Source organism: Streptomyces mauvecolor (genome assembly GCF_039532965.1).
GTDB classification, from domain to species: Bacteria; Actinomycetota; Actinomycetes; order Streptomycetales; family Streptomycetaceae; genus Streptomyces; species Streptomyces violascens.
In genome coordinates this window covers 76,458-98,687 of sequence record NZ_BAAASQ010000028.1, presented here as the reverse complement: position 1 = coordinate 98,687, position 22,230 = coordinate 76,458, and the positions used below count along the sequence as shown (strand labels likewise).

Genomic DNA, 22,230 nt, shown 5'->3' with positions numbered 1-22,230 from the left:
GAACCTCCAGGAAGTCCCCGTCGTCGACGAGCTCCTCGATCACCTTGTGCATGTCATACGGACGGTTCCCGTCGGCGGGGACGAGGTCGAGGAGGGCCTCGGAGCGGCGGTCGGCCGGGTCGTCGCTCGGGTGGACCGGCGGGTTCTCCCGGTTGTTCGACGGCAGCATCGAGATCAGATACCGCNGGTGATCTCCTCACCCGTCACCGCCCGCACCACATCCGGACCCGTGATGAACATCTGCGAGGTCTCCCGCACCATGAACACGAAGTCCGTCAGGGCGGGGGAGTACGCGGCGCCGCCGGCGCACGGGCCCAGCATCACGCTGATCTGCGGGATCACCCCCGATGCCCTCGTGTTGCGCTGGAAGATCCCTCCATACCCCGCCAGCGCGCTGACACCCTCCTGGATACGCGCACCCGCACCGTCGTTCAGCGACACCAAAGGCGCCCCCGCCGCGATCGCCATGTCCATGATCTTGTGGATCTTCGTCGCATGCGCCTCACCCAGCGCGCCGCCGAAGATCCGGAAATCATGGGCATACACGAAGACCGTCCGGCCCTCCACCGTGCCCCAACCAGTCACCACACCATCGGTGTACGGCTTCTTCGCCTCCAGACCGAAACCGACCGCACGATGCCGGCGCAGCTGCTCCACCTCGTGAAACGAGTCCGCGTCCAGCAGCAGATCGATCCGCTCACGCGCAGTCAGCTTGCCCTTCGCATGCTGCGCCTCGGTCGCACGCTCACTCGGCCCACGACGGGCCTCCTCACGCAACGCAAGTAGCTCGGTGACCCGGTTGCGGGTCGCCGTCGGCTGCGGGGTGTTCATGTCGGATCCCTCTCGTCACGTACAGCACATAGGTCACGTACGGCGCACAGGTCACGTACCACGCTCATCAGCCCACCCGCCCGACGACGGCCATGCCGCCCCGGCCGGCGCCCTGTGCCGCCCAGCGCTTCTCGCTGGCGCCGTGGAGGATCTCCCGTTGCAGGTCCTGCAGTTCGGGCATCGGGTCGATGCCGAGCTCCTCGCGCAGGGCGGTGCGCAGCCGGGTGAAGGCTTCCAGGGCCTGGCCACGGCGGCCGGTCCGGTGCAGGACGAGCATCAGCTGGGCGTGGAATCCCTCGTGCAGGGGGTGGTTCTCGGTTAAGTAGCGGAGCTCGCCGAGGACTTGGCGATGGCGGCCGATGCGGATGTCCGCCTCGATACGGCCTTCGAGAGCGGTGAGCCGGAGCTCTTCGAGGCGCGAGACCTCCAGGGAGAGGCGCGGGCCGAGCGGGACGCCGTCCAGCGGTGCCGAGCCGCGCCACAGGGACAGACCGCGTTGGAAGGCCTGGGCCGCCTCGGTGTTGTCGCCCTCGCTGAGCGACTGGCAGCCCTCGTCGACGGCCTCCTCGAAGAGGTCGGCGTCCACGGTGCCGGTGCCCAGGTCGAGCCGGTAGCCGCCGCGCGAGGTGATCAGGACGTCCTTCGGATCGAGCCGCCCGTGCGAGAACCGTGAGGTCATCAGCGCACGCAGGTTCATGACGTACGTCTGGACCGCGGTGACCGCGCTACGCGGGGGCACCACTCCGAACCAGAGCTCGTCGATCAGGCTCGACATGGTCACCACGTGACCGACGGCGAGGGCCAGGGTGGCGAGCAGCTGCTGCTGCTTCGGCGCCGTCGGCCCCCAGCCCAGTTCTCCGTCCATTATCTGGACGTCACCGAGCACTCCGATATCCAAGACAACTCCCCCTGAGCTATTGATTGCTCTGTCTCGTCCATTTTCCGAACGTACCGATCGGTTTAGTTCCGGGTACCCCATCCCGCCTCCGACCTGCACGGACGGGGTGCAGGCTACCCAGATTTGGCAACGCCTGTCGCGGAAATCAGATGAGTGGAACCGAAATTATTGGAGGCCGCCCCGAGGCCGGGCACGTAAAAGCGCCCATCCTTCCCCATGAGATGACATCCATCGCGGTCCGTCGCCACTCCGAAATCGGCGTACGGAATCCTTCGACCGGTTCCCATCGCCTTGGCATAGGAATTCTTCAGGGTCAGGAAGCGGAGCAGCAGCGGGTGGCGGGCGGACGGCCGGGCCGCGTGCAGGCGGTCCAGCTCGTGCCGGGTGAGCAGGTGTTCCACGGACGGCAGCCGCAGCAGCGGCGGTTGCAGCGGTGCCACGTCCACGCCGACCCGGCCGCCGTCCATCAGGCCGACGGCGACCAGGCCTTCACAGTCGCCGACGCTGATGTCCAGCTCGTCACAGCCTCTTAAATAAGGGCGCCCGGTCACGGTGTAGGCGACCTCGAAGAGGGCGGGATCGGCGCCCAGCAGGGCGCCGGCGGTGGCTCTGAGCATCAGCCGGGACACGATGAAGCGGATGCGTCGCTCCGGCGTGGGCTGCCGGTCGGCCCGGGCGCGGTCCGCGCCGAGCAGCACCCGCAGGTCCTCCGCGTCGGGCCCGGCCCCGTGCGGCCACCAGTCCTCGGTCCGGCCCGCGACGACGACGCACCGGCTCTCCTCCAACTCCTTCCTGATCGTTGCCACTTCCAGGTCGTCCGGGCCCCGCGCCGCATAGAGCGCGGGTGTCGGCCCTTGTGTCAAGCCGTACTCCCGATCTCCAGGTCGATCCGTTCCCGGGACAGGTCGTAGGCCAGTGCCTCACGGTCACGGACGATCAATTCCTTGAGGACGAGCCCCACTTGGCCCCTCGGCAGCCGGGACGTCGCACAGCCCAGGCGCCGCAGCACCCTGGTGAGGGCCAGCAGCAGCCAGGCGCGCTCGGTGTCGTCGCCGGTGAGCCGCAGCCTGCCGAGTCCGCAGGCCGCCGCGGTGAGCAGGGCGAGCCGGTCGGCAACCGCGAGTGCCGCCGGGTCGGGGCGGCCGGGCGTGGAGCCACCGAGGTAGGAGCGGCGCCGTTCCAGGCCCCGCAGTTCCCGGTTGAGCGTCCGGATGAGCTCCCGGAAGCTTCGGCCGGCCGGGTCGCGCCCCTCCGGCAGACCGGAGAAGTCGCGGAACTCCCGGCCCAACAGGCGCAGTTCGCGGCCGCCGGATCCGTCCTGGAACTCGGCGAGGAGCTGGGGCAGCCGGGCTCCTGCCGGGCCGGCCGCCGCCATCAGGGCCTCGCCCTCGCGGGCGGCCGAGAAGTCGTAGGCGGACCGGGCGAGGCTGCCGTCCCGATCCCGCGCGTTCAGCGGAATCAGCTCTTCCGCGCTCTCTCGCAGCAGCCGCGGCACCAGGTGTCCGCAGACGGCGGACAGGGCCCGGCTCCCGGTTCCGGCGCGCAGGGCGTCGGTCGCGGCGCCGACCACGCAGTCGGCCAGCAGTACGTCGGCGAAGGCCCCGGTGAGCGCCCCGACCGCGGACAGGTCGTCCACGGGCGCGTAGTGCTCCTGGTAGGCGCGCACCGCGGTGCGCAGCCGGGTGTCGGCGGCAGCCACGAGCCAGCCGGGGAGCACGGTACGCATGAACGCCTCCGTCAGCTCCGGGTCGCAGCGGCAGTCCGCTTCGTGATCGGCTGCCGCGCAGCTCGGGACGGTGAGCCAGACCCGGGTGTCGGGCTCTGCGGCCGCCCCGTGGGACTGCCGTGTGCCGACCCGGGTGCCCGGATCCGCGCCGTCCGCGTACTGCCGTGTGACGGTCCGGGGGGCCATCGCGTCCCCGCCGTCTTCGTACGGCTGCCGGTCGCCGTCCGGACCGGGAACGGCCAGGACCAGTCGTCCGTTCTCCTTGAAGGAGGCGGCCAGTTGGGCGGCCGTCGGCGGGTGCGGGGCCGGGGGTGGCGGCCAGCCGCGCTCCACGGTGGGTGTCCCGTGGGAGCGGATGACCGCCCGCATCCGGTGGATGGTCTCGTCGCTGCGGTGCGGATCGCCCCGCAGGACGGGCGGGGAGCCCGCGCCGGTGCTGCCCTGGGGCAGCCCGGCGCCGTTGAACCGGCTCGCCCGCCGCTCGCTCACTGGGCGGTGCGCCGGCCGATGTACCCGACGGCGAGCAGGGCGCCCACCGCGAGGGCCGCCGCGGCGACCGACAGGGCGACCTTGGTGCCGCTGTCGCCGGGAGATGCCTGGAGTACGGAGCCGAGTACGGCGACTCCGACCACGGCGCCGGTCTGGCGGGCCGAGTTGAGGGCGCCCGACGCGATGCCCGCCTGCTCCTTGGGCACCGACGAGACAAGGGTGGTGACCAGGGACGGGATGGCGAAGGAGACGCCGAACCCGAAGATCAGCAGGCCGACCGCGGTCAGGGCGTACTGGCCCGCGCCGTCGCCGCCCACGAAGAGCAGCTGGATGATCGCGCCCACCGTCATCAGCGAGAAGCCGAGGATCGAGGGGATGCGCGGACCCTTCCTGGCGACCAGGCGCCCGGTGTAGATCGGGTTGAACGCGGTGGGCAGGGTCAGCGGCAGGAAGGCGAGGCCGGCGGCCATGGCGGTGTAGCCGAGGCCCTGCTGGAAGTGGAGCGACATGACGAACAGGACGCCGGAGAGGCCGAAGTTGACGAGCAGACCGTTGAGCAGGCCGACCGAGAAGGTGGCCTTGCGGAAGAGCTGGAGCGGCAGCATCGGGCCGCGCACTCCGGGCTCGCGGCGCTCCACCATGACGAAGCCGATCGCGGCGGCGACACCGACGGCCAGGGCGATGAGCACCGGCGCGGACGTCCAGCCCTCGGGCTCGCTCTGGATGACGCCGAACGTCAGGCCCGCCAGGGCGAGTACGGCGAACAGCTGGCCGGGCAGGTCGATCGCGCGGTCCGGGTTGCGGGGCGACTGGGGTGCGAAGGCGCGGGTGATCAGCACGCTGAGCAGGGCTACGGGCACGTTGATGACGAAGATGAAGCGCCATCCCAGCGTGTCCGTGAGGACGCCGCCGACGACCGGGCCCGCGGCGAGCGCGACACCGGTGATGGCAGCCCACGACCCGAGGGCGCGGGCCCGCTGGGCGGGGTCGGTGTAGGCGGTCGCGATGACGGCCATCGAGGCCGGGAGCAGGGCGGCGCCCGCGATGCCGAGGACACCGCGCATGCCGATCAGAACGCCCAGGTTCGGGGAGGCGGCGGTGAGTCCGGAGGCGATGAGGAAGGCCCAGGTGCCGGTGAGGAAGACCTTGCGGGCGCCGAAGCGGTCCGAGAGCGCACCCATGGTGAGCAGCAGCGCGGCGAAGGTGAGGGTGTATCCGTTGACCACCCACTGGAGCCCGGAGAGGCCGCCGCCGATATCATCGCGGATGGCGGGCAGTGCCACGTTCACCACGCTGGTGTCGAGCAGCACCATGAAGTAGCCGAGCGAAAGGCCCAGAAGCAGAAGCCCCTTGCGCCGGACGCCGGCCTCGGGCTTGACGCCCGCCGCAGCGCTCCCTCCTTGTGCGGCCGTCACCGTCGATGACTGCGAGGACATAGTTGTTCCCTTCTCAATTACTGATGCGGAAAAGCGAATTCGAGGCGGCCGGGGTCGAGAACCTGCGGCTGTTACAGCCTGGCGGGGACCCGGGCGAAAGAGAAACGGGAAATTCCGATTGCACCATCGGAAGCGCCGATGGATCGGGGGAGGCCGAGAGATGCAGCTCCGTCAGTTGAACACGTTCCGCACCGTTGCCGAAACCCTCAATATCACACGGGCGGCCGAGCGCCTGAATTATGCCCAGTCGAGTGTCACCGAGCAGATCCAGTCGCTCGAAGCGGATCTGGGGGTGGCGCTCTTCGACCGCTCCGGCCGCCGGATACGGCTCACCGACGCGGGCAATCGCCTGGTCGAATACGCCGAGCGCATGCTCCAGCTCGCCGAGGAGGCGAGGGCCGCGGTGTCCGGAATGGCGGACCCGGCCGGCGAACTCACCATCGGCGCACCGGAAACACTCTGCGTCTACCGATTGCCTTCTTTGCTGACGCGGTTCCGGGAAACCCATCCGAAGGTCCGGGTCGTGCTTCGCCCGGGCAATCGGTCGGAGTCCCGCGGCGGGGTGCGCGAGGGAACCCTGGATCTGTGCTTCACGTTCGGACCGCCGCCCACGGAGCCGGAGTTCGAGAGCATGGCGCTGGCTCCCGAGACCGTCGTCGTGGTGGCGCCCCCCGGGCACCCGCTGACCAGGATGAACGAAGTGACCACGGCCGAACTCGCCGGCGTGGATTTCCTGGTCACCGAACCCGGTTGCAGCTACCGCCGGATGTACGACGAGACGCTGGGCTCCGTGCGGGGACCCCGGCCGCACGTGGTGGCCGAGCTGACCAGCATCGGAGCCCTGCGCAGCTGCGTCGCCGAGGGGATGGGCTGCGCGCTGCTCCCGCAGATCGCGGTGGCGGCCGACCTGGCGCGGGGAGCCCTGGAGACGGTGCCCTGGATCAATGCCCGCCGGGAGACGGAGGTGCACGTCTCCTGGCGAGCGCAGGGAGCCGAGTCGCCGGGCCTTCGCCCGTTCCTGGACACCGCGCGCGAACTGCTCGGCACCCCGGCCCTGTAGCCGCCCGCCCCGGTGCGGCGAAGCCTGCCGCACCGGGGCGGCCTCAGCCCTCGTCCAGGCAGAGTTCGTCCTCGTCGAGGTGGACGAGCCGGCCACTGTAGCCGCCGGTCAGCGCGGCGAACCAGATCGCGGGGCGGGCGCCGACCGCGTCCCGGGCGAGCACCAGGGGCCCGTCGGCGGTCACCTCGACGTAGTCGCCCGCGGAGCGGATGCCGTACCCGGTGTCGCGGGCAACGCGTACCAGGTCGTCGAACTCGGGGATGTCCAGTACGTACAGCGTGGTCATCGGATGCTCACCTTCTCCTCGGCCGCAGCGGCCTGCTCGGCGTGGTCGCGGGCGAGTTCGCCCTTGCGGCGCCACATGTCCTCGACGGTGGGGCGCTCGCCCTTGGCGATGTCGCTCAGGGCCCGGAGCGTCAACTCGGCGTCGCGGGCGTCGACGTCGGCGAAGGGGCGCAGCGGGCGGGTGATCTCCAGCTGGATTCCGTTGGGGTCGTCGAAGTAGAGGGATTCCAGGAGCTCGTGGGCGAGCGGCGGGGTGACCCGTACGCCGTGCTCCTTGAGGCGGACGCGCCAGGCGGTCAGCTCCTCCTCCGTGTCGACGTGCAGCGCCAGGTGGCGCGAGCGGTGCATGAGGTCGCCCGGGTCCTCCTCCTCGGGGAGCCCGAAGTAGTAGAAGAAGGCCAGGTGGTTGCCCTTGCCGAGGGCGAAGAAGAAGTGCACGAAGTCGGGGAAGTCCTCGGTGACCCAGCCGGTCGCGGTGATGGCGTGGACCAGGGGCAGGCCGAGCACATCGCGGTAGAAGTGCAGGGTCTCCTCGGGCTTCCAGGTGACGTGCGCGAGGTGGTCGACGCCCTTGAGGCGCAGCGATCCGGTGTCGAGCGGCGCACCGGCCGCCGGGATCTGCGTCATGGCTTGTTCCTTTCGCTGTGGAGCGGGGGAAAGAGTGCGGGGTCGTTGGCCGGTCAAGCCGGGGCCGGGGCCTCGCTCGGCTGGGCCTTCGGCTGGGCGGGCACGCTCACCTCGGCGAGCGCCAGGACCCGCTCGCGCAGGGTGCGGCGGTCCACCTTGCCGACCGGGGTGAGCGGGAACTCCTCGACCAGGTAGAGGAGTTCAGGGGTCTTGAAGGCCGCTACACCGCGTGCCGCGAAGAAGGCGTGGACGGTTTCCAGCGTGGGCCGCGGCCCGCCCCCGGGGATCACGCAGATGCCGACGCGTTCGCCGAGCGCCGGGTCGGGCAGGGCCAGGGCCGCCGCGTCCGCGACGCCGGGCACCGCCCGCACCAGGTCCTCGACCTCGTCGATGGAGACCTTCTCGCCGCCCCGGTTGACCAGGTCCTTGAGCCGGCCCTCGACGACGAGGTTGCCGCTGGGGTGCCACCGCACGAGATCGCCCGTGCGGTACCAGCCGTCGGCGGTGAAGGCCCGCTGGTTGTGCTGCGGTGCGCGGTAGTAGCCGCGGGGCGTGTACGGGCCACGGGTGAGCAGTTCGCCGGTGGCGCCGTCGGGCACGGGCCGTCCGTCGGCGTCCACCACGAGGATCTCGTCGGCCTCGGAGATCGGCCGGCCCTGGGTCTCGCGAAGGACCTGCGCAGGGTCGTCCGGCCGCGTGTAGTTGAGCAGGCCCTCGGCCATTCCGTACACCTGCTGGAGGGTGCAGCCAAGACCCGGACCGAGATCGCGGGCGAGCTCTGCGGGCAGGACGGAGCCGCCGACCTGGACGAGTTCGAGGCTGGTCAGGTCGTACGTCCGGTCGCCCGCGTGTTCCAGCCAGCGGTGGGCCACGGCGGGCACCACCGAGGTGATGGTGACCCGCTCGCGGGCGATCTCGGCGAAGGCGGTCCTGGGGTGCGGCGAGGGCGACAGGACGGCCAGGCCGCCCACCGCGAGGGTGCCGAGCACGCCCGGGCAGCCGAGCGGGAAGTTGTGTGCGAGGGGAAGTGCGGCCAGATAGGTGGTTTCGGCGGTGAAGCCGCAGACCTCGCCGCTGCGGCGGAAGTTGTACTCGTAGTCGTTGTGCGTCCGGGCGATGATCTTGGGGAGTCCGGTGGTGCCGCCCGAGAGCAGGAACAGCGCCACCTCCCCGGCGTCCGGGGCCCGTTCGTCGAGGCGGCCGCGGCGCTCCTCGGCGTCGCCCTCGATGCGCAGGGCGTCCCGCAGATCGACGTGGCCGGGCTCGACGCGGTCGCCGACGACCAGGACGGGGACCGGCCGCGGCCGGGTCCCGGCGATCTTGGCGGCGAGCGTCTGGTGGTCGAAGTCTCGGCAGGTGTCGGGGACGGCGATGGCCGCGACGTCGGCGAGTTCGGCGAGGTACTCCAGCTCGTGCTCGCGATGCGGCATGAGGGCGAGGACCGGTGCCACGCCGATGCGCTGGCAGGCCAGGAACAGGGCCACGAACTCCCAGCAGTTGGGGAGCTGGACCAGCAGATTGTCGCCGTCGCGAAGGCCCAGCGACACGAGCCGCTCCGCCAGCGCGTCGGCGCGGACGGCCAGTTCGCGGTAGCCGATCCTGGTCGCGCCGTCCACCAGCGCCGTACGGGATCCGTAGCTGTCGCTCCAGCTCCACATCCAGTCGCCCAGCGGGCGGCCGCGCCAGTAGCCGGCCGCGGTGTAGCGCTCGGCCTCGTGCTCGGGCCACGGGACGGTCCCGGCGCGCTTCATCTTCTCCTCCTTCGCTCGATCGGGTGGATCCGTGCAGGGGGGCGGCCCGGCCCCGACCTCTTTCGGACGGGGCCGGGCCGCGGTCTCAGGCAGCGAGCTGCTCGGCGAGGAAGTCGGCGATGGCGGTCACGGTGGGCCGGTCCCACAGGAGCGTGGCCGGAAGCGCGAGCCGGAAGAGCTTCTCCAGGCGGCGCCGGATGACCAGGGTCATCACCGAGTCGAGGCCCATCTCCATGAGCGGGCGCCGCACGTCGAAGGAGTCGGGCGCCCACTTCATCTCGGCCGCGACCAGGCCGCGTACCGCGTCCACCAGGTGCGCGTGCAGCTCCTCGGGTTCGAGCGTCGCCCAGGCGGCCTCACCCTGGTCGGCGCCGGACTCGGCGACCTCCACGGCCAGTTCGTCGAGGAGCGCCGGGCGGACCGCGGACGGCTCCAGTTCGATGGTGCGGAGCACCGCGTAGTACGGGGCGTCGTAGCGGGAGGCGAACTCCCAGCTGCGGAACGCCTCGGCGGCGGAGATGTCGGCGGTGCCGCGGGCGGCGAGTTCGGCGTCGATGAGCTCCGAGGAGGTCGACATGCCGAGCCCGCGCCACGAGGTCCAGGCGTAGCTGACGGTAGTGGTGTCGCCGAGGGCGGCGCGGTGGGCGGCGAGCGCGTCCAGGAAGGCGTTGCCGGAGGCGTAGCTGGCCTGGCCGGGCAGGCCGAGGAGCAGCCCGCAGGAGGAGAACAGGGTGAAGAAGTCCAGGCTGCCGGGGGCGAACAGCTCGTGCAGGACCATCGCTCCGGCCACCTTGGGGCCCATGACCCGGTCGAGCGACTCCTCGTCGACGTTGACGGCCATCCGGTTGTCGAGGACACCGGCAGCGTGCACGACACCGCGGATGGGCGGCAGGTCGAGGGCCTGCGGGGAGAGCGCTCCTGCCACGGCCTCGGCGTCGGTGATGTCGACGGAGACGACGCGGACGCTGACGCCGAGCCCCTCCAGGGCGCGGACCGCCTCGATCTGGCGGCGGGTCGTCATGTCGGTCATCTCGTCCCAGGCGGACCGCGGCGGCAGACCGCGCCGGCCGGCCAGGACCAGGCGCCGGGCGCCGCGTCCGGCGAGCCAGGTGGCGACCTCCAGGCCGAGCACCCCGAGTCCGCCGGTGATCAGGTACGTGCCGTCGGGCCGGCATTCCAGAGCGGCCCGCACGGGCTCGCGCTCGACGGCCACCAGGCGGGCGGTCTCGATCGCGGCGCCGCGCACCGAGACGAGGTCCTCGCCGGGCTGGGCGCGTACGACGTCGACGAGGGCGGCCAGGGTCTCCGGGTCGGTGTCGTCGGACAGGTCGACGGTGCCGCCCCACAGTTCGGGGTGCTCGCCGCCGATGACCCGGCCGAGTCCCCACAGCGGGGCGTCGCCCAGGGCTTCCGTGGCGAGGGATTCGCGCACGCCCCGGGTGACGCACCACAGGCCGGGGTGCGCGTCGGGCCCTGCCGCGGCGAGCTGCTGCGCGGTGCGGGTGACCAGCCAGGCGGCGTCCACGGCGGCGCCGCTGACGCTGTCGGCGGCGCCGGCGCGCTCGGGCACCACGAGTACGGCGGTGGAGGAGGTGAGCGGCTCGGCGAGCGCGGTCAGGTCGTCCGGGGTGTCGATGGCCGTCCAGGGCAGGCCGGCGGCGGACAGCGCCTCGCCGATGCGCAGGCCGGTCTTGCGGTCGCCGACGATCACGGCGGCGGTCACCGCGGCTCGCTCGCGGGCGGGCTCGGCGGGCAGTTCGAGGGGCCGCCAGGTCATCTCGCTGACCAGGCGCCGGGGGCTGGCGGTGGCGCCGGGGTCGCCGTCCAGGACGCCGTAGCGCAGGCCGCTGAGGCGGGCCAGGAGGCGGCCGTCGGTGCCGGCGATGGAGACGTCGACGGTGTCCACGGCGGCCGCGCCCTCGACGGTCGAGACGTGCAGCAGCACCTCGGCGGGGCAGTCGCCCGAGACGACGGCCTCACGGATGTGGGCGGGCATCCGCAGGATCGGTTCGCCCGGGAAGACGACGGAGGCGATGGAGAGCGCCGCATCCAGCACCGAGCCCCAGGAGCCGGGCAGTTCGCCGTCCGGCTGGGCCGCGACGACGGCGAAGATCTCGCCCTCCGCGCGCCGCATCTCCTTGACCTCCCACGGGAATCCCATGGCGGCGACGCCGATGCCGGCGAGCCGGTCGATGGTGAACCTGTTGTCGAGCACTTCGGCGCACGTGGTACGCAACTGGTCGGCGTCCAGGGTGCGTTGGCCGACCGCGGTGCCGGGCGAGACGACGGCGGTGGTGTGGGTCAGCCAGGACGCGTCGGTGTCGTCGGCCGTGCCGTCGCCGATGATGCGCGAGGCGAGGCGGACCGTGCCCTCCTGGTGGACGACCTGGAGCTCGCGCGGGGTGGAGACGGCGACCGGCACCTTGAGGGTGACATCGGCGAGGCCGGGGCGCTCGCCTTCGTGGGCCGCGGCCGTGAAGAAGGTGTTGAGCAGCACCGTGGCCGGGATGATCTCGACGCCCTGGACGGGGTGGTCGCCCGGGTAGGGGCGGCACGACTCGTCGAGGTAGGTCTGCCACAGGCGGGCGGGAGTGCTGCCGTTGACGGCGGTCTGGCCGCCGAGCAGGGTGTGGCTGTCGACGTCGTGCTGGGTGCCGCCACCGACCGCGCCCGCCGACTCGTACCAGTAGCGCTGGTGCTGCCAGACGGTGTGCGGCAGATCGGCGAACCGGCCCGGGGTCGCCGCGTCCCAGTCGAGGGACACGCCGTGGCAGTGCAGGGCCGCGGCGTTGGCGAGCAGGATGTCCCGCTCGGGCTTGTTGCGGCGCAGGCTGTGCGCGACGACGGCGTCCTCGATGCCGAGGCCGTCCAGGATCTCGCCGATGGAGTGGGCGACGACGGGGTGGCCGGATATCTCGACGAAGGCGCGGAAGCCGTCCTCGGCGGCGGCGGTGACGGCCTGGGTGAAGCGGACCGGGTTGCGCAGGTTCCCGGCCCAGTAGATGCCGTCGCGCGGGGTGTCGCCGCGCGGGTCGGTGAGCATGGTGCTGTACACGGGCAGCGAGGGCTCGCCGATCGTCAAGTCGTGGGCAGCGGCGCTCAGTTCGGCGAGCAGCGGGTCCATGTGGGCGCTGTGGAAGGCGACGTCGGAGGCGACGCGGCGCACCACGAGCGGCTCCGCCTCCCAGGCCGCGGCGAGCTCCTCGACGGCGTCGGTGTCACCGGCGACGACGGTGGAGCCGGGCGAGGCGGAGATGGCCGCGGTCACATCGGTGCGGCCCTGGAGGCGGTAGGCGACCTCGTCGAAGGGGAGCGCGACCATGATCATGGCGCCCTTGCCGGCGACCCGGCTGAGCAGCGCCGAGCGGCGGCAGATGAGGCGGGCGCCGTCGGCCAGGGAGAGGATGCCGGAGACCACGGCGGCGGCGATCTCGCCCACGGAGTGGCCGATGACGGCGGCGGGCGCCAGGCCGCGCTCGCGCCAGACGGCGGCGAGGCCGACCTGCATGGCGAAGATCATCGGCTGGATCTTGTCGACGTCGCTCAGGTCGCCGTCGAGCAGCACCTGGCGCGGCGAGAAACCGATCTCGGCCAGGAAGACCGGGTCGATCTCGTCGAGGACCTTGGCGAACTCTGCCTCCTCGGCGAGGAGTTCGCGGCCCATGCCGGCCCACTGCGAGCCGTGGCCGGAGAACACCCAGACGGCGCCGCGGGACGCGGCGGACAGGACGGTGCCCGTCTCGATGCCGTCCTCGCTCTCCTCGTCGGCGAACGCCCTCAGGCGGGTGGCGAGCTGGGCGGTGTCGGACGCGGCGGCCACGGCCCGGCTCGCGGCGTGCCCGCGGTGCACGGCCAGGGTGCGGGCGATGTCGTCGAGCGGGGTCTCGGCGCCTTCGGAGTCCAGCCAGTCGGCGAGGGCCGCGGCCTGGGCGCGGGTGCCGGCCTCGGTCGCACCGGACAGCGGGAACAGCCGTACGGCGTCCTCGGCGGCCGGGGCCCCGGCGAGCGCCGTCCCCTCGACAGCGCAGTCGTCGGGCGCCTGCTCCAGGACGATGTGGCCGATGGTGCCGCCGTAGCCGTAGCCGGAGACACCGGCGCGGCGCGGGCGGCCCGTCACCGGCCAGGGCGTCGGCTCGGCGACGACCTTGAGGCGGGACGCCTCCCAGTCGATGGCCGGGTTGGGGGTGTGGAAGTTGGCCTGCGGCGGGATGTGCGCGTGGTGCAGCGCGAGCACGGCCTTGATCAGGCCCGCGACGCCGGCCCCGGCCTCCAGGTGGCCGATGTTGGGCTTCACCGAGCCGACCAGGACGGGCCGGTCGGCGGGGCGTCCGGCGCCGAACACCTCGGCCATGGCAGTGGTCTCGATGGGGTCGCCGGCCCGCGTTCCGGTGCCGTGCGCCTCGATGTAGTCGACGGTGAGCGGGTCGACTCCGGCGCTGCGGTAGGCCTGGCGCAGGAGGTGGGCCTGGGCCTCGGAGCTCGGCGCCATGATGCCGTTGGTGCGGCCGTCCTGGTTGACGGCGGTGCCCTTGATGACGGCGAGCACGCGGTCGCCGTCGCGGCGGGCGTCGGCGAGCCGCTTGAGCACCACGACACCGGCGCCCTCACCGCGTCCGTAGCCGTCGGCGGCCGCGTCGAAGGACTTGCTGCGCCCGTCCGGCGAGACGGCGCCCGCCGCGTCCAGGACCATGGTCAGGCCCGGGCCCGCCATGATGTTGACGCCACCGGCGAGCGCCACCGGCACGTCGCCGTCGCGCAGTGCCTGGACGGCGAGGTGGAAGGCGACCAGGGAGGCCGAGCACGCGGTGTCGACGGCGAGGCTGGAGCCGCGCAGGTCCAGGGTGTAGGAAACGCGGTTGGCGACGGCGCAGAACGCGGCGCCGATCCCGGTCCAGGCCTCGATGCGCGGGAGGTCCTCCAGCATGCGGCGGCCGTAGTCGTCGGAGCCGACGCCGATGAACACCCCGGCGTCGGTGCCGGCCAGGGACTGCGGGGCGATGCCCGCGTGCTCAAGAGCCTCCCAGGACACTTCGAGGACGATCCGCTGCTGCGGGTCCATGAGTTCGGCCTCGCGCGGGGTGATCCCGAAGAACTCCGCGTCGAACCCCTCGATGTCGTCGAGGAATCCGCCGTTGCGGGTGGTGCGGCGCAGGGCCGCGGCGTTCTGCGGCGAGGCGGCCTCGTAGGCGGCCCAGCGCTCCGGCGGCACCTCGGTGATCGCGTCCGTGCCGGCGGTGAGCAGCTTCCAGAACGACTCGGGTGAATCCACGCCGCCGGCGAATCGGCAGCCCATGCCGATGACGGCAATGGGCTCGGAACCGGACCGGATGTCGCGGGGACCTTCGATCGGGGTGTTCACGTGCTCCTCCATGGGGCAGCTTTCTGCGGTTGACGGGGGATGTGCCGTGCGGGTGGAAAGAAGTTGCGTGCGGGGGGAAGAGGGAAAGTCAGGGGGGTGGCCGGGTCAGCGGCCGGGGCCGGTGAGCGGCCAGCCGGAGACGGCGTCGATCCGTCCGGCGACCAGGGCGGTGTGCAGCAGGGAGTGCCGTCCCTCGGCGCGGCCGGCGGGCACCTCCAGCGCCCAGCCGTCCCTGCACGCGAGCACCACGGGGAGCCCGGTGGCGGTACGGATCCGGTCGGCGTGCTCCAAAGCGTGTGTGAGATCCGTGCTGTCAAGGGCCCGCAGATGCAGGGCGCAGGCACCCGCCTCGGCCGCCCCGAGAGCCCGCTCGACCAGGCGATCGTTCTCGTACGCGCCGGTCTCGGGGCAGCCGAGACCGGCGATCAGCGCGGCGCCCGCGGGCAGGGAGCCGAGGAACTTCCGCTCCAGGAGCGCGTGTTCGGCGGCCTCGGCCTCGCCGTAGTGGCCGATGTCGTCGAGGACGACCTCGACGACGGGGAAGCCGACGGCCTCGGCCCGGTCGGCCACCGCCGTGTCGAGGGCGCGCAGGACCACGCCGAGCGTGGTGTCGTCCAAGGAGACGCGCTCCAGGGCGGCGCGCCAGGCGTCGCTCTCACCGGCACCGACCGGGCGCCGCCAGTCGGCGAGCACCAGGGAGCTGCCGGCCACCGAGTACGCCTCGCAGGCGCGGATCTGGCGCTCGGCCCGGTCCGCGGCGACGACCACGAGCCGGTTGCGCAGGAGCGTGCCGCCGAGCCGCAGCGGCGCGCCGAGCGCATGCCCGCCGGGGACGGATGCCGCGGTGCGCGGCGCCTCGTGGGCGTAGGCCTCCTCGGCGGCGGCGATGCGTTCGGGGTGGCGGCGGCGCAGGCCGGCGAGGCCGATCGCGCTGGTCCTGGTCAGGAAGTGGAATCCGAAGCGGTCGGGGTCCCGGTCCATGCGCGAGCCGAACGTCTCCCACCAGCGCATACTCGGCAGCGCCCAGCGCTGGGTGCGCTCGGTCTCCGGGCGGCGGCGCGCCTCGTAGCGGTGGAGCGCGCCCTCGACGGGTTCTTCCGCGCCTCTTGACGCCAGTTCGGCGGCGAGCCCTATGGCGTCCTCCATCGCCATCTTGGTGCCCGAGCCCACGGAGAAGTGCGCGGTGTGCGCCGCGTCCCCCAGGAGGACGAGATTGCCGTGCGACCAGGACCGGTTGCTCACGTGCAGGAAGTTGGCCCACTTGCTGTTGTTCACCAGGAGCGGGTGTCCCTGGAGCTGTTCGGCGAAGACCTGCTCCATGAGCTCCTGGGCGTAGGTGTCGCTGACCCCGGGGGCGGCGGACCGCTCGGTCGAGGTTTCGAGTCCCGCCGCCCGCCAAGTGGTCTCGTCGGTCTCGACGATGAAGGTGTGCAGCCCCTCTCCGTACGGATAGGCGTGCGCGGCGAAGGCGCCGAACGCGGTCTGCACGAACGGGAAGGTGACCACCTCGAAGGGGGCCCGGGTGCCGAACCAGACGTACTTGCCCGCGCCGGGCCGGGCCAGCGTGCCGAAGCGGTCCGCAAGGGCGTTGCGGGTGGCCGAGTTGACCCCGTCGGCCGCCACCACCACATCGTGTGCGGAGGTGAGCTCCAGGGCGTCGGCCGGGTCCTCGAAGTGGAGCTCGGCCCCGGCCTCGGCGGCCTGCTCCTGGAGGATGGCGAGCAGCGTCTTGCGGGCGATGGCGGTGAATCCGTACCCGCCGTAGCGCAACGACCGTCCGCCGTACCGCAGTTCCATGTCGGTCCAGGCGACGCTGGCCTCGACGATCCGGCGGTGCGTGTCGGGGTCGGCCCGCTCGAAGGCGGACATCGTACGGTCCGAGAAGACGACCCCGAATCCGAAGGTGGCGTCCGGCGCGTTGCGCTCGTGGACGGTGACCTGCCGGGCGGTTCCCCGCAGCATCAGCAGCCTGGCGAGGAACAGCCCTCCGGGCCCTCCCCCGACGACAGCGGCATCCAGCACGGCCAGCACCCTCTTTCCCTGCTCGGCGGCATCTGCCCGGGGTGTTCTCCGGGCGACGTGAGGGAGCTTCGCCCGACCCGCTCAAGCCGTCTTCAAGCCGTCTTCAAGCCGTCTTCAAAGTGCTTTCAAGGTGGGTTCAAGCCGGCCCCTCCCGGCCGTGGCGGGCCGGCGCGCGCCTCGGTGACCAGCGGGAATGGCCGATCGGGAACGGTTCGTTCCGCGATTGTCAGAGGTGTCCTGTTGTATGGGGGCATGGAGCACACGAGCAACGCGGAACTGCGCACCGAGGCCGACGCGGTCCTCGCCCGTCTGGTCGGGGACGCCACCGGCACCGCGCGGCTGCGCGAGGACCAGTGGCGGGCGATCGAGGCGCTGGTCGCCGACAAGCGGCGGGCGCTCGTCGTGCAGCGCACGGGCTGGGGCAAGTCCGCGGTGTACTTCGTGGCGACCGCGCTGCTGCGGGCCCAGGGCGCGGGCCCCACCGTGATCGTCTCCCCGCTGCTCGCCCTGATGCGCAACCAGGTCGAGGCCGCGGCCCGGGCGGGCATCACCGCCCGGACGATCAACTCGGCCAATCCCGAGGAGTGGGACACCATCCAGGAGGAGGTCGCGGCGGGTGCGGTGGACGTGCTGCTGGTGTCGCCGGAGCGCCTGAACAACCCGGATTTCCGGGACAACGTGCTGCCGAAGCTGTCCGCGGCCACGGGCCTGCTCGTGGTGGACGAGGCGCACTGCATCTCCGACTGGGGCCACGACTTCCGGCCCGACTACCGCCGACTGCGCACCATGCTGGCCGAACTGCCGCCCGGCGTCCCGGTGCTGGCCACCACCGCCACCGCGAACGCCCGGGTGACGGCGGACGTGGCCGAGCAGCTCGGCACCGGAGGCGGCTCGGACGCGCTGGTGCTGCGCGGCCCCCTGGACCGCGAGAGCCTCAGCCTCAACGTGGTGACGCTGCCGGACGCGGCCCACCGGCTCGGCTGGCTCGCCGACCACCTCGACGAGCTGCCGGGCTCGGGGATCATCTACACGCTGACCGTCGCGGCGGCCGAGGAGATCACCACGTATCTGCGGCGGCGCGGGCACACGGTCGCCTCGTACACCGGCAAGACGGAGAACGCGGACCGCCAGCAGGCCGAGGACGATCTGCTCGCCAACCGGGTCAAGGCCCTGGTCGCCACCTCGGCGCTCGGCATGGGCTTCGACAAGCCGGACCTGGGATTCGTGGTCCACCTGGGCTCGCCCTCCTCCCCCATCGCCTACTACCAGCAGGTCGGCCGCGCGGGCCGCGGCGTGGCCCACGCGGAGGTGCTGCTGCTCCCGGGCCGCGAGGACGAGGCGATCTGGAAGTACTTCGCGTCGGTGGCCTTCCCGCCCGAGGAGCAGGTGCGGCGCACCCTCGACGTCCTCGCGCAGGCCGGCCGCCCGCTGTCGCTGCCCGCCCTGGAACCCCTGGTGGAGCTGCGCCGCACACGCCTGGAGACGATGCTCAAGGTGCTCGACGTGGACGGCGCGGTGCACCGGGTCAAGGGCGGCTGGACGAGCACGGGCGAGCCCTGGGTGTACGACACCGAGCGGTACGCGTGGGTCGCCCGGCAGCGCTCCGCCGAGCAGCAGGCGATGCGCGACTACGCGTCGACGACGGGCTGCCGCATGGAGTTCCTGCGCCGCCAGCTCGACGACGAGCAGGCGGCGCCGTGCGGGCGGTGCGACAACTGCGCGGGCGCCCGCTTCACCGCGGACGTGTCCGGCACGGCCCTGGACGAGGCGCGCGGCGAGCTGACCCGGCCCGGCGTGGAGGTGGAGCCCCGCAAGATGTGGCCCACGGGTCTCGCCGCGATCGGCATCGACCTGAAGGGCCGCATTCCGGCGGGCGAACTGGCCTTCTCCGGAAGGGCGTTGGGGCGGCTTTCGGACATCGGCTGGGGCAACCGGCTGCGCCCGATGCTCGCGCCGGGCGCTCCGGACGGGCCGGTACCGGACGATGTGGTGCAGGCGGTGGTGAGCGTGCTCACCGACTGGGCGAAGGGCCCGGGCGGCTGGGCCTCGGGCCGTCCCGACGCACCGCAGCGGCCGGCCGGAGTGGTGACGGTGCCCTCGCGCACCCGGCCCGCGCTCGTCGGGTCGCTGGGCGCGCGGATCTCCGAGATCGGCCGGATGCCCCTGCTCGGCTCCCTCGAGTACGCCGAGGGCCCGGCGGGCGAGCGGATCGCCCAGTCCAACAGCGCCCAGCGGGTGCGCGCGCTGCACCACGCCTTCGTCGTGCCGGACGCGCTGGCGGCCGCGCTCGCCGAGGCCCAGGGCCCGGTGCTGCTGATCGACGACGCGTCCGACACGGGCTGGACGCTGGCGGTGGCGGCCCGGCTGCTGCGCCGCTCCGGAGCCGAGGGGGTGTTCCCGCTGGTCCTCGCGGTCCAGTCGTGACGGCAGGGGTGACCGGGGGTGCCGCTGGGCAGGGATATGAGTGCCATACCCGTCGATTCAGGTCAGCGGCGTCAATTGCTCGTTGCCGCCTGACCTCGCGGCGGCAAGAATTGGAGCCACCCCCGCACGGTCCCCCTGTGGTCCGGAAGGGCTGTGCCGTGGTGCGCCCTCACCCGACCCTGCCCGCACTGTGGGCGCGTATCCGGAAGGGAGGACCGTGACCTTCGGATTCGCTCCGTCCGCAGCCTCGGCAGCAGCGTCCACCCCGATGTCGGCCGACTCCGCGAACCGCTTCGGCCGGATCCTGGAGCCCGCCGAGTGGGCCGCCGCCGGAATTCCTCTGCTGCGCAATCCCCGTGAGGTCGTCAGCGGGCTGCACGCCCGGCACCGGCCGACGCCCACGACCGCCGTCGTCGCGGTCCTCGACCACGAGGAACGGCTCGCGGCCAGCGCGTCGTTCACCCGCCGTGCGGCTCCGGCCGACGGCTGGGAGTTCCGCAACGCGCTGCTCGCGCATCTGCGCCGGGTGATCCCGCACGATCTGCGCCGCCGGGCCCCGGTGCGCACCGCTGTGCTGCTCTACTGCCGCGACGGCGACGAGCGCTGGACGGAGGAGGACGGCGCCTGGATGTGGGGCCTGCGCGACGCTTGCACCCTGCACGGGCTGCGCTGCGGCGCGTACATCACGCTGACGCGCGGCGGCTGGCAGGTGCTCGGCGAGGGCCGCGGCGGCCGCCGCCCGAGCTCCATATCCGGGCCGGGCTCGCTGGCCGACGCCGAGAACGAGCTGGCCGCGCCGCTGCCGCTGCGTTCCGGAACCGGCGCGGTGGAGATGCTGCGGCGCACCGCCGCACGCTGAACGGCCCCGGCACGGCCGCGAGCACCGGCATGACCCGCTCGCGGGTCCGGCCGCCGCCCCGCCGGACGGATCCGGCCGGGGGCATGGCGGCACGGCCTCCGGTCCTCGGGCTCCGGAGCATTCGCCCCGGATTCCCGACTCGGGCCCGCGGCGCCCGGACGATCGCGCGCGAAGGCCGGAGCGCCTGAGCGCGAGCTCAGACTCCGGCGCCCAGCGCCGCGTTGATCCGCTGCGGGTCGCCGCACACGATGAGCAGCGCCTCGGCACGGGCCAGGGCGAGCGGCAGCGCGCGGGCGGCGGCGTCATCGGCCGAGTCGGCATTGACGGCGACGACGACCACGGGCCGGGCCGAGGCCCGTTCCACGGCGGCCGCACCGGCGTAGAAGACGTCGTCGCGGGCGTCGTGCTGAGCCCAGTAGGCGTCCTCGCCGAAGGACAGCTCGTGCGCCGCCCACGGGTGCGCCTCACCGGTGGTGAGGACCAGGATGTCGCCCGGCGCGCGGCCGGTGTCGAGCAGCAGGTCCACCGCTTCGCCCGCGGCGTCGAGCGCGCCGTCGGCCGGAGCCGGGATCAGCTGGATCTGCGGACCGGCAGGGCTCGGTGGCCGAGTCGGCGGGGTCTGCGCGGCGGCGCTGTGCGACCGCTGCGCGGGGGGCGTGGGCCGGGCCGGGCCGGGGCCCGGACGTCCGGGACGCGGTGCGGCCGCGGGACGCGGACCGGGTACGGGGCGAGGGGTCTGCGCGGTGCGGCCGGCGGCCGGGGTGGCGCGGGGACCCTGGGCACTCTCGTGAATCTGAGGCTCCTCGGGGCTGAGAGGCATGAGTTGATGTCTATCAAATGCCGGTGAAGGCGTCACCGGCGGGTGGGCACAAAGGTGCGATCGGGGCGGAGTCTCCCCGCAAGTGGGCGGGAAAGTCCAGGGATTTCGGGATGCGGACCCGGACTGTCCCCCCGTCCGCGAAGCGGACCGGAAGACTCCGGGAACGCGGTCGCACCGTACGGAATACGGACCGAAAACCTCCGGAAATCGTCCGGAATCCGGGGCACTCCGGGTCAGAAGTCGAAGCCGAGCTGTCCCCCGCTTTCGAGTGCGGCCGCCTCAGCGGACAGCCGCGTCTTCTTGAGGTGCCGCCACTGGGGCAGCGCGTCCAGGTACGACCAGGACAGCCGGTGGTAGGGCGTCGGCCCGAGCTCCTCGAGCGCCGCCTTGTGCACGGGCGAGGGGTAGCCGGCGTTGTCGGCGAAGCCGAATCCGGCGTACTGCCCCTGGACACCCGCGAGTTGGGCCATCATCGCGTCCCTGCGCACCTTGGCGATCACCGAGGCGGCCGAGACCGCGATGCAGGACTGGTCGCCCTTGATCACCGTACGGACCTGCCAGGGCAGGCCGAGGTAGTCGTGCTTCCCGTCCAGGATCACCGCGTCCGGCCGCACCGGCAGCGCCTCCAGGGCGCGCACCGCGGCGAGCCGCAGGGCCGCGGTCATGCCCAGCTCGTCGATCTCCTCGGGCGAGGCGTCGCCGAGCGCGTAGGCGGTGACCCAGCCTTCGAGGACCGCGGCGAGCTCGGTGCGGCGCTTGGGGGTGATCAGCTTGGAGTCGGTGAGCCCGGCGGGCGGGCGGCGCAGCCCGGTGATGGCGGCGCACACCGTGACGGGACCGGCCCACGCCCCGCGTCCGACTTCGTCGACACCGGCGACGATCTTGGCCCCGGTCGTGGCGCGAATCGAGCGCTCGACGGTGTGGGTGGGTGGTTCGTACGGCATGTCGCTTGCAAGGTTACGCCGCCGGGGGCCGCCCGCGACACCCAGGTCCGCGCCGACCGCCCGAAGGCGTCGGTCAGCCCCGGTGGGGACGCAGCAGCGGCACCATGACCTGGTCGATCATCGCGGCGATGTCCTCGTCGCTCCATTCGCTTCCGCACACCTTCTGCCGGTACATCATCAGCCCCGGGATCACATCGAAGACGAGCTCGCCGGTGGCGTCGGGGCGCACGTCCCCCCGCTCGATCCCACGGCGCACCACCTCGCGGAAGAGCCGGTTGGCGGGCTCGATCACCCGCTGCAGGATCAGCTCGTGGAACCGGCCCGCCGAGGTGCTGTCGCATTCGTAAAGGACCGAACGCAGTGCGTAGCCGGACCGCGAGTACATCGTCCCGCGGACTCTGCGGCACAGCTGGTAGAGGTCCTCGCGTACGGAGCCGTGGTCCGGCGCGTCGTCGAGGCCGGGGAAGCCGGACCGCAGCGCGTCCGCGACCAGCTCCACCTTGGAGGCCCAGCGGCGGTAGACCGCGGCCTTCCCGGTCTGCGCCCGGGCGGCCACCCCCTCCATGGTGAGGCCGCTCCAGCCGACCGTACTGAGCTGCTCAAGAGCGGCATCCAGGATCGCCCGCTCCAGGACGGGGCCCCGGCGGCGCAGGGAGACGGGCTGCGCCCCGGCGTCGGTCCAGCGCGAAGTAGCCATCT

Annotated in this window: 15 protein-coding genes and 1 pseudogene; 3 read left to right on the top strand and 13 right to left on the bottom strand. The window is 72.6% G+C overall.

Translation table 11 applies throughout. The features are described from left to right. The 5 genes and pseudogenes from ABD346_RS31480 to ABD346_RS31460 all read right to left on the bottom strand — a co-directional run. Nucleotides 1–831, bottom strand: a pseudogene (locus ABD346_RS31480) (acyl-CoA carboxylase subunit beta); the annotation flags it as partial. A 67-nt stretch (nucleotides 832–898) separates the two neighbouring features. Beyond that, nucleotides 899–1,729: an AfsR/SARP family transcriptional regulator gene (locus tag ABD346_RS31475; RefSeq protein ID WP_344379484.1), complete on the bottom strand. Its 831-nt coding sequence runs from the start codon at nucleotides 1,727–1,729 to the stop codon at nucleotides 899–901. 113 nt (nucleotides 1,730–1,842) lie between these two features. Next, nucleotides 1,843–2,592, bottom strand: coding sequence for a 4'-phosphopantetheinyl transferase family protein (locus ABD346_RS31470; RefSeq protein ID WP_344379483.1), 750 nt, complete (start codon nucleotides 2,590–2,592; stop codon nucleotides 1,843–1,845). Continuing rightward, the gene (locus ABD346_RS31465; protein ID WP_344379482.1) at nucleotides 2,589–3,944 is read right to left on the bottom strand and encodes a hypothetical protein; all 1,356 of its coding nucleotides are present in this window, start codon (nucleotides 3,942–3,944) and stop codon (nucleotides 2,589–2,591) included. Before ABD346_RS31465 ends, ABD346_RS31470 begins: the two co-directional genes overlap by 4 nt. Next, entirely contained in the window at nucleotides 3,941–5,380 is a 1,440-nt protein-coding gene (locus ABD346_RS31460; RefSeq protein ID WP_344379481.1) for an MFS transporter, read from the bottom strand. The genes ABD346_RS31465 and ABD346_RS31460 overlap by 4 nt, the downstream gene beginning before the upstream one ends. A gap of 160 nt (nucleotides 5,381–5,540) precedes the next feature. On the opposite strand from ABD346_RS31460, the gene ABD346_RS31455 reads away from it, so the two are divergent. Next, entirely contained in the window at nucleotides 5,541–6,440 is a 900-nt protein-coding gene (locus tag ABD346_RS31455; RefSeq protein WP_344379479.1) for a LysR family transcriptional regulator, read from the top strand. Between the two features lie 43 nt (nucleotides 6,441–6,483). Here the strand turns inward: ABD346_RS31455 and ABD346_RS31450 are convergent, their stop codons facing one another. From ABD346_RS31450 to ABD346_RS31430, 5 genes are all read right to left on the bottom strand, one after another. Further along, entirely contained in the window at nucleotides 6,484–6,726 is a 243-nt protein-coding gene (locus tag ABD346_RS31450; protein WP_053726360.1) for a hypothetical protein, read from the bottom strand. After that, the gene (locus tag ABD346_RS31445) at nucleotides 6,723–7,352 is read right to left on the bottom strand and encodes a VOC family protein (protein ID WP_344379478.1); all 630 of its coding nucleotides are present in this window, start codon (nucleotides 7,350–7,352) and stop codon (nucleotides 6,723–6,725) included. Before ABD346_RS31445 ends, ABD346_RS31450 begins: the two co-directional genes overlap by 4 nt. A 53-nt stretch (nucleotides 7,353–7,405) precedes the next feature. Next, nucleotides 7,406–9,103, bottom strand: coding sequence for a (2,3-dihydroxybenzoyl)adenylate synthase (locus ABD346_RS31440; protein ID WP_344379477.1), 1,698 nt, complete (start codon nucleotides 9,101–9,103; stop codon nucleotides 7,406–7,408). Nucleotides 9,104–9,188: 85 nt separating this feature from the next. Then, nucleotides 9,189–14,462 carry a type I polyketide synthase gene (locus tag ABD346_RS31435; RefSeq protein ID WP_344379476.1) on the bottom strand — a complete coding sequence of 1,758 codons (5,274 nt, stop codon included), beginning with the start codon at nucleotides 14,460–14,462 and terminating at the stop codon, nucleotides 9,189–9,191. A gap of 105 nt (nucleotides 14,463–14,567) precedes the next feature. Further along, nucleotides 14,568–16,484, bottom strand: coding sequence for an FAD-dependent monooxygenase (locus tag ABD346_RS31430; protein WP_344379475.1), 1,917 nt, complete (start codon nucleotides 16,482–16,484; stop codon nucleotides 14,568–14,570). Nucleotides 16,485–16,736: 252 nt separating this feature from the next. Between ABD346_RS31430 and ABD346_RS31425 the strand changes: the two genes are divergently transcribed. After that, complete coding sequence (locus ABD346_RS31425) at nucleotides 16,737–18,908, top strand: RecQ family ATP-dependent DNA helicase (protein ID WP_344379474.1); 2,172 nt, start codon at nucleotides 16,737–16,739, stop codon at nucleotides 18,906–18,908. Between the two features lie 217 nt (nucleotides 18,909–19,125). Continuing rightward, nucleotides 19,126–19,767, top strand: coding sequence for a hypothetical protein (locus ABD346_RS31420; RefSeq protein ID WP_344379472.1), 642 nt, complete (start codon nucleotides 19,126–19,128; stop codon nucleotides 19,765–19,767). 196 nt (nucleotides 19,768–19,963) lie between these two features. Here the strand turns inward: ABD346_RS31420 and ABD346_RS31415 are convergent, their stop codons facing one another. The 3 genes from ABD346_RS31415 to ABD346_RS31405 all read right to left on the bottom strand — a co-directional run bounded on the left by ABD346_RS31415 (nucleotide 19,964) and on the right by ABD346_RS31405 (nucleotide 22,228). After that, nucleotides 19,964–20,587: a hypothetical protein gene (locus ABD346_RS31415; protein WP_344379471.1), complete on the bottom strand. Its 624-nt coding sequence runs from the start codon at nucleotides 20,585–20,587 to the stop codon at nucleotides 19,964–19,966. A gap of 233 nt (nucleotides 20,588–20,820) precedes the next feature. Then, nucleotides 20,821–21,531, bottom strand: a complete 711-nt coding sequence (locus ABD346_RS31410; protein WP_344379469.1) for a ribonuclease HII — start codon at nucleotides 21,529–21,531, stop codon at nucleotides 20,821–20,823. Between the two features lie 73 nt (nucleotides 21,532–21,604). Beyond that, a complete protein-coding gene (locus ABD346_RS31405; protein WP_344379467.1) occupies nucleotides 21,605–22,228 on the bottom strand; it encodes a TetR/AcrR family transcriptional regulator in 624 nt (207 codons plus the stop codon). Nucleotides 22,229–22,230 lie beyond the last annotated feature (2 nt).

Coding starts and splice junctions, on each gene's coding strand:
- ABD346_RS31425 (WP_344379474.1), top strand. CDS start 16,737: ATGGAGCACACGAGCAACGCGGAACTGCGCACCGAGGCCGACGCGGTC.
- ABD346_RS31455 (WP_344379479.1), top strand. CDS start 5,541: ATGCAGCTCCGTCAGTTGAACACGTTCCGCACCGTTGCCGAAACCCTC.
- ABD346_RS31405 (WP_344379467.1), bottom strand. CDS start 22,228: ATGGCTACTTCGCGCTGGACCGACGCCGGGGCGCAGCCCGTCTCCCTG.
- ABD346_RS31415 (WP_344379471.1), bottom strand. CDS start 20,587: ATGCCTCTCAGCCCCGAGGAGCCTCAGATTCACGAGAGTGCCCAGGGT.
- ABD346_RS31450 (WP_053726360.1), bottom strand. CDS start 6,726: ATGACCACGCTGTACGTACTGGACATCCCCGAGTTCGACGACCTGGTA.
- ABD346_RS31410 (WP_344379469.1), bottom strand. CDS start 21,531: ATGCCGTACGAACCACCCACCCACACCGTCGAGCGCTCGATTCGCGCC.
- ABD346_RS31440 (WP_344379477.1), bottom strand. CDS start 9,103: ATGAAGCGCGCCGGGACCGTCCCGTGGCCCGAGCACGAGGCCGAGCGC.
- ABD346_RS31460 (WP_344379481.1), bottom strand. CDS start 5,380: ATGTCCTCGCAGTCATCGACGGTGACGGCCGCACAAGGAGGGAGCGCT.
- ABD346_RS31445 (WP_344379478.1), bottom strand. CDS start 7,352: ATGACGCAGATCCCGGCGGCCGGTGCGCCGCTCGACACCGGATCGCTG.